General features: G+C 71.1%; 11 protein-coding genes. 4 read left to right on the top strand and 7 right to left on the bottom strand.

Annotation, left to right across the window (positions count from 1 at the left end; genetic code table 11):
• Window positions 1-65: 65 nt before the first annotated feature.
• Window positions 66-3,638, bottom strand: a complete 3,573-nt coding sequence (locus ACFWJ4_RS13580) for a CDP-glycerol glycerophosphotransferase family protein (protein ID WP_380542968.1) — start codon at window positions 3,636-3,638, stop codon at window positions 66-68.
• A 134-nt stretch (window positions 3,639-3,772) separates the two neighbouring features.
• Between ACFWJ4_RS13580 and ACFWJ4_RS13575 the strand changes: the two genes are divergently transcribed.
• The gene (locus tag ACFWJ4_RS13575; RefSeq protein WP_359911576.1) at window positions 3,773-4,771 is read left to right on the top strand and encodes a glycosyltransferase family 2 protein; all 999 of its coding nucleotides are present in this window, start codon (window positions 3,773-3,775) and stop codon (window positions 4,769-4,771) included.
• A 103-nt stretch (window positions 4,772-4,874) separates the two neighbouring features.
• A complete protein-coding gene (locus ACFWJ4_RS13570; protein WP_380542965.1) occupies window positions 4,875-5,876 on the top strand; it encodes a YihY/virulence factor BrkB family protein in 1,002 nt (333 codons plus the stop codon).
• A 26-nt stretch (window positions 5,877-5,902) separates the two neighbouring features.
• Here the strand turns inward: ACFWJ4_RS13570 and ACFWJ4_RS13565 are convergent, their stop codons facing one another.
• Complete coding sequence (locus ACFWJ4_RS13565; RefSeq protein ID WP_380542962.1) at window positions 5,903-7,099, bottom strand: D-alanyl-D-alanine carboxypeptidase family protein; 1,197 nt, start codon at window positions 7,097-7,099, stop codon at window positions 5,903-5,905.
• Between the two features lie 136 nt (window positions 7,100-7,235).
• On the opposite strand from ACFWJ4_RS13565, the gene ACFWJ4_RS13560 reads away from it, so the two are divergent.
• Entirely contained in the window at window positions 7,236-7,496 is a 261-nt protein-coding gene (locus ACFWJ4_RS13560; protein WP_359911571.1) for an SCO4848 family membrane protein, read from the top strand.
• A 70-nt stretch (window positions 7,497-7,566) separates the two neighbouring features.
• Window positions 7,567-7,728, top strand: a complete 162-nt coding sequence (locus tag ACFWJ4_RS13555; protein WP_380542959.1) for a hypothetical protein — start codon at window positions 7,567-7,569, stop codon at window positions 7,726-7,728.
• Window positions 7,729-7,792: 64 nt separating this feature from the next.
• Here the strand turns inward: ACFWJ4_RS13555 and ACFWJ4_RS13550 are convergent, their stop codons facing one another.
• The 5 genes from ACFWJ4_RS13550 to ACFWJ4_RS13530 form a co-directional block, all read right to left on the bottom strand.
• On the bottom strand, window positions 7,793-8,566 hold the full coding sequence (locus ACFWJ4_RS13550) for a succinate dehydrogenase iron-sulfur subunit (RefSeq protein ID WP_359911565.1): 774 nt from the start codon (window positions 8,564-8,566) through the stop codon (window positions 7,793-7,795).
• Window positions 8,566-10,308, bottom strand: coding sequence for a succinate dehydrogenase flavoprotein subunit (gene sdhA, locus ACFWJ4_RS13545; protein ID WP_359911562.1), 1,743 nt, complete (start codon window positions 10,306-10,308; stop codon window positions 8,566-8,568). Before sdhA ends, ACFWJ4_RS13550 begins: the two co-directional genes overlap by 1 nt.
• Window positions 10,309-10,359: 51 nt before the next feature.
• Window positions 10,360-10,851 carry a succinate dehydrogenase, hydrophobic membrane anchor protein gene (gene sdhD / locus ACFWJ4_RS13540; protein WP_359911559.1) on the bottom strand — a complete coding sequence of 164 codons (492 nt, stop codon included), beginning with the start codon at window positions 10,849-10,851 and terminating at the stop codon, window positions 10,360-10,362.
• A gap of 8 nt (window positions 10,852-10,859) precedes the next feature.
• Window positions 10,860-11,240 (bottom strand): succinate dehydrogenase, cytochrome b556 subunit, encoded by a 381-nt coding sequence (gene sdhC / locus ACFWJ4_RS13535; protein WP_033332398.1) that lies wholly within the window; start codon window positions 11,238-11,240, stop codon window positions 10,860-10,862.
• 367 nt (window positions 11,241-11,607) lie between these two features.
• Window positions 11,608-12,093 (bottom strand): 2-oxo-4-hydroxy-4-carboxy-5-ureidoimidazoline decarboxylase, encoded by a 486-nt coding sequence (locus ACFWJ4_RS13530; protein WP_359911557.1) that lies wholly within the window; start codon window positions 12,091-12,093, stop codon window positions 11,608-11,610.
• Window positions 12,094-12,180: the final 87 nt, after the last annotated feature.

Genomic DNA, 12,180 nt, shown 5'->3' with positions numbered 1-12,180 from the left:
GGGCCCGCCCACCCCCCGGGCCCCGCCCCCGCGGTGCCGGGCGCCCGCCGGAGCGTGTGCGGCGGCTACTCCTTGCGGAGCATCGCGTCGACCACCCGGGCGGCGGCCTTTCCGTCGTCCAGGTCGCAGTACGCCTCGCGGAACGCGGTGGCCCGGTCCGCGTACTCGGCGGTGATCCCGTCCACCCGGCCGAGCACGGAGACGAGCTCCTCGGAGGTGGCCGGCATCGGGCCGGGCGCCTCGGCCTCGAAGTTCAGGCTGAAGCCGCGCAGGTTGTCCCGGTAGTGCTCCAGGTCGTAGGTGAAGAACACGATCGGCTTGCCGGTCGCCGCGAAGTCGAACACGCTCGCCGAGTAGTCGGTCACCAGCACGTCGGCGATCAGCAGCAGCTCCGCCATGTCGGGGTAGCTGCCGACGTCCCAGATGTAGCCGTTGCCGGCGCCCGGGATCTGGCCGCACATCAGGTGGTGCCGGCGCACCAGCAGCACCTGGTCGTCGCCGAGCGCGGCCCTCGCCGCCGCCAGGTCGATCCGCAGGTCGATCTGGTAGCCGTCCTGCGGCCGGCGCCGGTCCTCGCGCCAGGTCGGCGCGTAGAGCACGACCTTCTTGCCCTCGGGCAGGCCGAGCCGCTCCCGGACCTGCTCGGCGGTCTTCTCCCGGTCGGAGGCGAACAGCAGGTCGTTCCGGGGCGAGCCGCTCTCCAGGATCTCGCCCTTGAAGTCGAAGGCGCGCCGCAGCACCGGGGCCGACCAGCGGTTGCCGGCCACCAGCAGGCTCCAGTTCGGGACCTCCCGGGCCAGGCTCTTGAGGTACTTGGAGTCGGTGAACCAGACCTTCTCGAAGTCGAAGCCGATCTGCTTCAGCGGGGTGCCGTGCCAGGTCTGGACGACCACCTGGTCGGGACGGCGGACGAAGAAGTCGGGCAGGTGGGTGCTGGCCACCACGTACTTGGCGGTGGCCAGCGCCTCGTACCACTCCGGGCTGCGGTACCGCAGCGCGGTCGCGCTCTGCGGCAGCTCGGCCTGCATGTCGTCGTTGCCCCACAGGTGCTCCAGCGGCAGGCCGCGGCGGACCAGCTCCTCGTGGACGGCCCGGGGCGAGCCGGAGTACGTGCCGTACTTGCCGGTGTGGTACACCACCGTGTCGCGCACCGGCAGCCGTCGGGCGGCCGGGTAGTCCACGCTCTGCAGCTGGCGCTGGCGGAAGCCGGCCCGCTCCTCGGGCAGCAGCACCGAGTCCGACTCCAGCGACAGGCCGTCGTGGTCGCGACGCTCCAGCAGTATCCGCTTGCCGCGGGACTCCACCACGACCGGCAGGACGTCGAAGCAGTCCGGGGTGACCAGCGCGGCGGCGTCCGGCAGTTCGGGAACCTGCACGCCGACCGGGCGGAAGACGACGTGCCAGGTGCCCCGGGAGAGCGGCACCCGGCCGGCGAAGGAGGCGGTCGGCACGGCGGGCAGCGCGGTGCGGAACCGGCCGTCGGAGATCTCCACCGGGTAGGCGTGCTCCTCCTCGCGCCACTTGTGACGGACCACCAGTTCCCAGCGGTGCGCGCCGGGCAGCGGGAACGAGCCGCTCAGCAGGAAGCCGTCGGCGCCGCGCGAGGACACGTCGTCCACCAGCGGCTGGAGCACCTGGTCGGTGAACTGGAGGTGCCCGTTGGGGGAGGGCTTGGAGTAGAGCGCCCGGCGCTCGGCCACCGGGGCCTGCGGGTTCAGCGCCAGGTGCAGCCGCTCGGGCGCGTTGCGGTCGTCCCAGGCCAGTGGGACGGTGCTGCCGTCGGCCAGCAGCAGGGAGCCGTCCCAGTGGTCGCGGCTGCGCTCGCCGGCCACCGGGTCCAGCTCGGCCCAGGCCTCGCGGACGGCGGTCAGCTCGGCGACCGGGGCGAGCGCGGTGAACGGCTGGAGCGAGCCGACCGGAGCGCCCAGCTCCAGCGGGAAGGTCACGTGGCGGTCCGACTCGGCGTGGGTGAGCCGCAGCCGCGCCCCGGCGAAGCTCGGGCCGGAACGGGCCGCGCCCGAGACCTCCAGCCGGTCGCCGTGCGCGGCCAGGCCGGTCACCCGGGCCTTGACCGTCTCCACCCGGAGGTAGACGAAGTTGTCCCGGATCCACGGCACGATCCGCACGTCCGGCTCGACCCAGTGCGACGGGAGGAACTGCGCGCTGTCGCTCCACCCGGCCGAGATCCGGCCCTTGTAGACCCCGCCCTTGCCGGCGCCGGCCACCAGGACGCGCCAGTTGCCGTCCTTCCACTGGCCGCGGTGCCTGAGCCTCTTCGGGTCGATGGCCACGTTGAAGCCGGACCAGTCGCAGCTGTACAGGTCGTGCTGGCAGCTCGCGGTGGCCTCGGGGCTGTACGTCGTCCTCATCGGCACCGCGATGACCCGGCGGCCCTTGGCCTCGCGCAGCACCAGGGTGCGGACCATGTCGTGCTTGCCGGCCGCGCCCAGCTGTTCCGGGTAGGCGTGCCCGGTCAGCCGCAGCTTCCCGTCCTCCCAGACGCTCCGGTACAGCCGGCTGCGGATGACCAGCGAGTTGTCCAGCTTGAGCACCCCGGCCGGCACGCTCTTGCGCCCGCCGCGCAGGAACGGGTAGTCGGCGTACGGGCGCAGCAGGCCGCGGGCCTGGACACCGCCGCCGCTCTCGCGCTCGTACGTGATCTGGTCGACCAGCTCGTCCATCCGGCCCGACAGGGTCAGGTGGTACTTCAGCCGCACCGGCGCGCGCAGCCGGCCGACGTGGTCGGAGCCGATCGCCCGGAGCAGCCGGCCGACGTGCTGGAGGTAGGCGTCCCGGTAGTCCTTGTCCCCCTCCACCAGGGACGAGAAGAACATCGGGATCTCCTCGACGAGGGTGTTCTCGTCGTAGGAGCGCAGGTACTCGGCGAAGCGCGGCTCGGTCTGCTTCATCAGCCAGGCGCGCACCAGCTCGACCGAGGCGACCCGGTCGATCAGGCCCTTGGGGTTGGTGCGCATCTGCGTGATCGACATCTCGCCGACCTCGCGCTCGCGCCAGTGGTAGATCGGCTCGGAGAGCACGTCCACGCTCTTGGCCAGGTAGTGGTGCGGCACGCTGACCGGCGCGTCCTCGTACAGGATGCCCTCGGGGTAGAGCAGGCCGGCGCCGTCGAAGAACGAGCGGCGGTACACCTTGTTCCACGCGGTGCGGTCGGTGACCAGCGCCGGGATCTCGGTGATGTGGGTCTTGAGCCTGGTCTCCTTGAACGGCTTCAGGTGGCCGCCGGACTGGTAGTAGCCCACGGCGCGGAAGCGCAGCACGTTGCCGGTGCAGAAGTCCGAGCCGGTCTCGTCCAGCGTGTTGATCATCAGCTCGTACGCGCTCGGCGGCATCGAGTCGTCGCTGTCCACGAAGCACAGGAACTCGGAGTCCGGGTCGATGTGCCGGATGCCGGTGTTGCGGGCTGCGCCGAGTCCCTTGTTCACCTGCCGGACCAGCCGGAACCGGGAGTCCTCGGCCGCGTACGCCTCGGCGAGCGCCGCGCTGCCGTCCTTCGAACCGTCGTCGACCATGACGCACTCGAAGTCCGTGAAGGTCTGGGCGGCGATCGAGTCGAGGCATTCGACGAGGTAGCGCTCGACGTTGTAGATCGGGACGACGATGGAGAGGCGGGGAGCCATCGGCTACGCAGGCCTTTCTCTGGAGGAGCGTGGCAGCCCGTACGGGGCCTGGCCGCACTTGGATCGGTGCGTACGTGCGCCCCCGATCCTACCTCCGGGGACCTCGCCCACCCCGGGACCACTACGCTGGGTCCGTGTCCCGTTTCAGCGTGATCGTCCCCGTGTACCAGGTCCAGGACTACCTCTCCGAATGCCTCGATTCGGTACTCGGCCAGGACGGCCCGGACTTCGAACTGATCGCCGTGGACGACCGCTCCCCGGACGGCTGCGGCGCCCTGCTGGACGAGGCCGCGGCCGCCGACGCCAGGGTCCGGGTACTGCACCTGCCGGAGAACGTCGGCCTCGGCCGGGCCCGCAACGCCGGCCTGGAGGTCGCCACCGGGGACTACGTGATCTTCCTCGACAGCGACGACACACTCACCCCCGGATTGCTGAAGGGCATCGACGAGCGGCTCACCGCCACGGGTGACCCGGACATCCTGGTTTACGACTACGCCCGCACCTACGCCGACGGCCGGATCACCCGGGCCGCCTCCGCCCACGTCTTCGGCGCCGCCTCCCCGGACGTCTTCGACCTCGACGCCCGCCCCGACCTGCTCGACCTGCTCCAGGTCGTCTGGAACAAGGCCTACCGCCGCGGCTTCATCGCCGAACAGCGGCTGGTCTTCCCGGCCGGCTACTACGAGGACACCCCCTGGACGTACCCGGCGCTGCTCGCCGCCGCCCGGATCACCCTGCTCGACCAGGTCGGCGTGCACTACCGCCAGCGCCAGGAGGGCGGCAACATCCTGGCCACCGCCAGCCGCAAGCACTTCGACGTGTTCGCCCAGTACGACCTGGTCTTCGCCTTCCTCGACCGCCGCCCCGACCTGGAGCGCTGGCGCCCGGTCGTCTACGGCCGGATGCTGCACCACCTCAACACCGTGGTCTCCAAGCCCGGCCGGGTCCCGCCCGGCGACCGCCGCGAGTACTTCCGCCGGGCCGCCGGGCACTGCGCCCGGCTGCGGCCGGCCGGCTACCGGCCGCCGGCCGGCGTGGACGGCGTGCGCACCGAACTGCTCAGCCACGGCCGCTACGGGGCCTACCAGGCCGTCCGAGCCCTCGCCAAGGCCCGCCGACTCGTCAAGCGGTAGCCGCGCGGCGTCCCGCGCGTCCTCGCCGGGTCCGCCGAAACCCACGGGACACCCACCCGGGGCCTGACACCCATTCGGGGGACAGGGCCGGTATAACCGGTGGGTGGACTTCCTGACCCGTCTGCCGGTCCTCGGCCCGCTCGTGGCCCGGGTGCTGCGCAGCCGCCCGTACCGGGTGTACGAGTACTTCTCCGCCGCCCGGGGCAACCGGCTGGCCGGCGCCGTCACCTTCTTCGGCTTCCTCGCCCTCTTCCCGCTGCTCACGGTGGGCCTGGCGATCGCCGCCGCGGCGCTCAGCGACAACCGGGTGCACGAGCTGCAGAAGCACATCTCCGACCAGCTGCCGGGGCTCTCGGACGCGCTCAACCTGCCGGCCCTGGTGTCCAACGCGGGCACCGTCGGGCTGGTCGGCGGGGCGCTGCTGCTGATCTCCGGCCTCGGCTGGGTGGACACCATGCGCACCTCGATCCGGGACCTGTGGCAACTGCCCCAGGAGGAGGGCAACCCGGTGCTGCGCAAGGCCTGGGACGTGGCGGTGCTGGGCGGCCTCGGCCTGGTCTCGCTGTTCTCACTGGCCGCCTCCGCCACCGGGACCACGCTGGCCGGCCGGATCGCCGACGCGATCGGCCTCAACAGCGGGTACCTGCTCACCGCCGTCGGCGTGCTGATCGCCATAGCGTGCGACATGCTGCTCTTCGCCTACCTGCTGGCGCCCTTCCCCGGCATCACCGACCAGCGCCGCCGGGACCTCGTGCAGGGCGCGCTGATCGGCTCCGTCGGCTTCGAGCTGCTGAAGATCCTGCTCGCCTCCTACCTGGGCTCGATCGCCGGACGGAGCCTCTACGGGGCGTTCGCCACGCCGGTCGCGCTGCTGCTCTGGATCAACTTCGTCTCCCGGCTGCTGATGTACTGCGTGGCCTGGACGGCGACGGCCGACCCGCAGGCCGCCCGGGAGCGGACCAGGGCGCACGGGCGGACGCTGCTGGAAGCGGCCGACAAGGCGGAGGCGGCGGCCCGGGCGGACGCCGCGGAGCAGGCCGCCCGGGCCCGGAAGAAGGAGAGGACGGAGGGAAAGGGAAAGGGGAAAGCCCGGCCCCAGGACTGAGGCCGGGCCCCGCCGCGGGCCGGAGTTCAGCCGGTTCGGCGCCGCAGCACCAGCGCGCCGTACCCGAGCGCGACACCGGCGAGCACCACGGCCGACCAGCCGACGACGCCGAACCGGCCGCCCCCGCCCGCCGCGGTGGGCGCCGCGGTGGGCGCCGCGGCCGCCGGTGCGGCGGGGTGCGGCGGCGGCGCGGGCGTGCCGTCACCGCCGCCGGCCTGGCCGGTCGGCTCGGCGCCTCCGGGCGAGAGCTCGTCGACCAGCCGGCCGACCGGCTGGACCTTGCCGGCCGCGGCGAAGCCCCAGTCCAGCAGCGCGGCCGTCTCGTCGTACACCTTCTGGTAGCTCGACGGGTGCATCACCGTCACCAGCAGGGTGCGGCCGCCGCGTTCGGCGGCGCCGACGAAGGTCGAGCCGGCGTTGGTGGTGGTGCCGTTCTTCACGCCGATCAGGCCCGGGTACTTGCCCAGCAGCCGGTCGGTGTTGGCGATCCCGAAGCTGCCGCGCTGGCCGGTGTTCCGGTCGACGGCACCCGGGAACATCGCGTCCCGGGTCGCGCAGTACACCCGGAAGTCCGCGTTGCGCAGACCGGCCCGGGCGAACAGTGACAGGTCGTAGGCCGAGGACACCTGGCCGTCCATGTCGTAGCCGTCCGGGGAGATCACCCTGGTGTCCCGCGCCTGGAGCGTGTCGGCGCGCGTCTGCATCTCGGCGACGGTCCGCTGCACCCCGCCGTTCATGTGCGCCAGGACGTGCACCGCGTCGTTGCCGGAGCTCAGGAAGACCCCGCGCCACAGGTCCTCGACCCGGTAGTCCAGGTTCTCCTTGATACCGACCAGGCTGCTGCCGGGGCCGATCCCCTGGATCTCCTCGTCGGCCACCCGGTGCACCGCGTTGCGGTCGAACTTGGGCAGCACGGTGTCCGCGAACAGGATCTTCAGAGTGCTCGCCGGGGGCAGCCGCAGATGCGGATTGCTGGCCGCCAGCACCTCCCCCGACGCCGCGTCGGAGACTATCCAGGACTGGCCGGTGAGGTCGGCGGGCAGTGGCGGAGCGCCCGCCATCGGGGCGACCTGCACCCCCGGGAGCCCGAGCCGCTCGCCGCCGATCGCGACCGACGGGGGCGGCTGCCGCGGGGCCGCGCCCGCCGGGGCGGCGAGCAGTACCGGCAGGGCCGCGGTGACCGCGGCGCACAGGCGTGCGAACGTGAGACGGGGTGTGGGCACCAGCAGACCGTACCCACTCACGGCTCCCGGCGCCCTCCCCCCGGGGCCCGTCCTCCGCAGGAGGGGCCCGCCCTACGCCGATCGGCGGCCCGCGCATACTGGGGAAGCACACCGCCTTCACACGCCGAGGACCCCCATGAAGCTCAGCCGCCGCACCTCCTGGTTCCTGACCGCCTTCGGGGTCTGGTCGATCATCATCTGGACGACCTTCGTGAAGAACCTCTGGAAGGACTCCGGCGGCCAGGCCTTCACCAACGGCGACCACTCCCAGCCCACCGCCTTCTTCTGGGTCCACCTGCTCCTCGCCGTCACCTCCTTCGCCCTCGGCATCGCCGTCGGCACCATCGGCGTGCGCGGCCTTCGCGCCACCACCCGCCGCACCCCGGCCACCGACTGACGCGTACCCGGCTCCGAAGCAGGCCGACGGCACCTTCGACCACTCCGCCCTCGCCGACCCCTCGGCGAACGTGGTCGCCACCGGCTTCACCACCGCCGCGTACCCGACGCTCGGCGGCTCGGGCGACGGTGACGGGGACGGCACGTCGGACCTGCGGGCCGTCACTCCCGACCGGCACCTGGTGACCTTCAGCGGCTGGTCGGCGGCGAAGGACCTCGGCGCGCTGCGCTGAAACGGGCGAAGGCCCCCGCCCGATCGGAGGATCGGGCGGGGGCCTTCGGGGTGTCGGGCGGGGATCAGAAGCGGCGGGTGACCAGCGCCCGCTTCACTTCCTGGATCGCCTTGGTGACCTCGATGCCACGCGGGCAGGCCTCGGAGCAGTTGAAGGTGGTGCGGCAGCGCCACACGCCCTCACGGTCGTTGAGGATCTCCAGGCGCTGCTCGCCGCCCTCGTCGCGCGAGTCGAAGATGAAGCGGTGCGCGTTGACGATGGCGGCCGGGCCGAAGTACTGGCCGTCGTTCCAGAACACCGGGCAGGACGACGTGCACGCGGCGCACAGGATGCACTTGGTGGTGTCGTCGAAGCGCTCGCGGTCCTCGGCGGACTGCAGGCGCTCCCGGGTCGGCTCGTTCCCCTTGGTGATGAGGAACGGCATGACGTCCTTGTACGCCTGGAAGAACGGGTCCATGTCCACGACCAGGTCCTTGAGGACCGTCAGGCCCTTGATGGCCTCGATCGTGATCGGCTTCTCCGGGTCGACGTCCTTGATCAGGGTCTTGCACGCCAGCCGGTTGCGGCCGTTGATCCGCATGGCGTCGGAGCCGCAGATGCCGTGCGCGCAGGAGCGGCGGTAGGTGAGGGTGCCGTCCTGCTCCCACTTGATCTTGTTGAGCGCGTCCAGGACGCGCTCCTTCGGGTCCATCGTCAGCTGGTAGTCCACCCACACCGGGTCCGGGTGCTCCTCCGGGTTGAACCGGCGGATCCGGAAGGTGACGGTGATCGGCTGGACGGCACCGGCTTCGACCGCGTCCAGAGCGGCCGAGTGCTTCTCCACGGTCGGAGTGCTCATCAGTACTTACGCTCCATCGGCTGGTAGCGGGTCGTGACGACCGGCTTGTAGTCGAGGCGGATGGAGGTGGTGCCGTCGGCGGCAACCTCCTGGTACGCCATGGTGTGCTGCATGAACTTCACGTCGTCACGGGTCGGGAAGTCCTCGCGGTAGTGGCCGCCGCGGGACTCCTCGCGGGCCAGCGCGGAGACGGCCAGCACCTCGGCCAGGTCGAGCAGGTTGCCCAGCTCGACGGCCTCCAGCAGGTCCGTGTTGTACCGGAAGCCCTTGTCCTGGATGGAGACGTTCTTGTAGCGCTCCTTCAGCGCGGCGATGTCCTCGACCGCCTGCTTCAGGGTGGCGCCGGTGCGGTACACCATCGCGTTGGCGTCCATGGTCTCCTGCAGTTCCTTGCGGATCTGCGCCACGGACTCGGTGCCGGTGCTCTCGCGCAGGCCGTCGACCAGGGCCTGGACCTTCTCGGCCGGGTCCTCGGGCAGCTCGACGAACTCGTTGGCGTTGGCGTAGTCGGCGGCGGCGATGCCCGCGCGACGGCCGAACACGTTGATGTCCAGCAGCGAGTTGGTGCCCAGGCGGTTGGCGCCGTGCACGGACACGCAGGCGACCTCGCCGGCCGCGTACAGGCCCGGGACGACGTCGGTGTTGTTGCGCAGGACCTCACCCTCGACGTTGGTCGGGATGCCGCCCATGGCGTAGTGCGCGGTGGGCTGGATCGGGATCGGGTCCGTGTAGGGCTCGATGCCGAGGTAGGTGCGCGCGAACTCGGTGATGTCCGGCAGCTTGGCGTCCAGCTGCTCCGGCGGCAGGTGGGTCAGGTCCAGGTAGACGTGGTCGCCGTCCGGACCGCAGCCGCGGCCTTCGCGGATCTCGGTGTAGATCGCGCGGGAGCAGACGTCACGGGACGCGAGGTCCTTCATGACGGGGGCGTAGCGCTCCATGAAGCGCTCGCCGTCCTTGTTGCGCAGGATGCCGCCCTCGCCGCGGGCGCCCTCGGTGAGCAGGATGCCCATGCGCCAGATGCCCGTCGGGTGGAACTGGAAGAACTCCATGTCCTCCAGCGGCAGGCCGCGGCGGTAGACCAGGGCCTGGCCGTCACCGGTGAGGGTGTGGGCGTTGGAGGAGACCTTGAAGAACTTGCCGGTGCCGCCGGAGGCGAAGACGACCGACTTGGCCTGGAAGACGTGGATCTCGCCGGTGGCCAGCTCGTACGCGACGACGCCGGAGGTCTTGCCCTCGCTGATCAGCAGGTCGAGGACGTAGAACTCGTTGAAGAACTCGACGCCGTGCTTGACGCAGTTCTGGAACAGCGTCTGGAGGATCATGTGGCCGGTGCGGTCGGCCGCGTAGCACGAGCGGCGGACCGGGGCCTCGCCGTGGTTGCGGGAGTGACCGCCGAAGCGGCGCTGGTCGATCCGGCCCTGCTCGGTGCGGGAGAAGGGCAGGCCCATCTTCTCCAGGTCGAGGACGGCGTCGATGGCCTCCTTGCACATGATCTCGGCGGCGTCCTGGTCGACCAGGTAGTCACCGCCCTTGACCGTGTCGAAGGTGTGCCACTCCCAGTTGTCCTCCTCGACGTTGGCGAGGGCGGCGCACATGCCGCCCTGGGCCGCGCCGGTGTGGGACCGGGTCGGGTAGAGCTTGGTCAGGACGGCGGTGCGGCTGCGCTGCGTCGACTCGATGGCCGCTCGCATGCCGGCGCCGCCGGCGCCGACGATGACGGTGTCGTACTGGTGAATCTGCATGGGGGGTTAACTCGCCTCTGGCCTCTGCCGATGGTCGATGGTGCTCGCGGCTCAGATGTTGGGGTCGAAGGTGAAGATCACCAGGGTGCCGAGCAGCACGGTGAAGACCGTGGCGGTGCCCATGAGCCCCTTGAGCCAGAGCCGGGTCGAGTCCTTCTCGGCGTAGTCGTTGATCACCTGACGCATGCCGTTGGCGCCGTGCAGCATGGCGAGCCAGAGCATCAGGAGGTCCCAGCCCTGCCAGAACGGCGAGGCCCAGCGGCCGGCCACGAAGGCGAAGCCGATCTTGGAGACGCCGCCGTCGAGCACCAGCATGATCAGCAGGTGGCCGAGGATCAGCACGACCAGAACGACACCGGACAGGCGCATGAAGAGCCAGGCCAGCATCTCGAAGTTGGTGCGGGTGCGACGCGGGGTCTTCTTGGTCCGCTGGCGCGGAGGCTCGATGACGAACGCGTCGGCGGGGTTGCCGGTGCCCAGTCCCCTGCCGGTGTGCGCCTGCTTGGAGGGGACGACGATGGCGTCGGAGTATTCCGTGGACATGTCTCGGCTCACTTCCCGAACCAGGAGATCAGCGTGTGCTGGAGGATCCCGTAGAAGGAACCGGCCATCAGGACGACCCAGACGCCGACGACGGTCCAGAGCATCTGCTTCTGGTACTTCGGGCCCTTGGACCAGAAGTCCACTGCGACGACGCGCAGGCCGTTGAGGGCGTGGAACAGGATGGCGGCCACCAGGCCGTACTCCATCAGGTTCACGAGCGGAGTCTTGTACGTCTGGATGACGGTGTCGTAGGACTCCGGCGACACTCGCACGAGGGCGGTGTCCAGGACGTGGGCGAACAGGAAGAAGAAGATGAGGACGCCGGTGACTCGATGAGCCACCCAGCTCCACATGCCTTCCCGGCCGCGGTACAGCGTTCCAGCCGGCACGGAAAAACCCTCCGGAAGCGATTGGGGGCTCGGCCGGCTTCGGTGTCGGTCAGCCCGGCCGGGTACGGTCCACCGGCCGCCAGCATCCTATCGACGCCTTTCCGTGAACCGCCTCCGGGGGCCCCAGGTGTGATCAATCAGGCACTTCTGGCCTAGCGGGGCGGGAACCAAACCCGAGGGTGTCACGATGGGTGACGACATGCTCGCGCCCCGTGCCGGAGGGTGGGGGCACGGGGCGGGGCGGGTTCGGATTCGGTGGTGGTTCGGATCGGATGGTGCCGCGGCCTCACTCGTCCGGGCGGTTTCGCGGGCGGGGTCACCCGCGCGGGTGAAGAGGAGTGGGTGAGAAGGGGTGGGTGATGTGCGCTCAGCGCGCCGCGGCCTCCGAGGGGGTGGCGACCAGGTGCTCCAGGCGGGTGAGGGCGATCCGGCGGAGTTCGTCGGACGCGATCAGCCGCTCCTCGTCCGGGTCGTTGGCGAGGCGGGTGCGGATGGAGGAGAGCACGGTGTCGAGCATCTCCTCCGGGGCGACCCCTTCCAGGCAGACCACGAAGACGTGGCCGAACCGGGCCTCGTACGCGGCGTGCGCGGCCCGCAGTGCGGTGTGCGCGGCCTGGCTTCCGGGAGCCCGCATGCCGAGCAGCGGCTGCGGCATCCAGCTCTCGTCCGCCAGCGCCTCGGTGAGGTCGGCCGGGCGGAGGTCGTAGGAGGCCTCGCTGGCGGCGGCCAGCAGGGACTCGATGTCGGGGTAGGGCCGGTGTGCGGTGAGCCGCAGGGCCCAGCGGTGGCTGCCGCAGCAGGCCAGCAGGGCCTCCTCGGCAGCGCCGGCGTCGGCTTCGTTGAAGCGGTGCAACCCGAGGAGGGTCGGCTCTGTTCTGACGTCGAGCCGCTGTGACGGGATGTCGCTGGCCAGCGGGTCCTCCTCGTGAGGGCGGGAAGG

Source organism: Kitasatospora sp. NPDC127067, assembly GCF_042724755.1.
GTDB classification, from domain to species: Bacteria; Actinomycetota; Actinomycetes; order Streptomycetales; family Streptomycetaceae; genus Kitasatospora; species Kitasatospora lactacystinica.
Note: the sequence above shows the minus strand (reverse complement) of the source record. Positions and strands in the feature narration are given on the sequence as shown.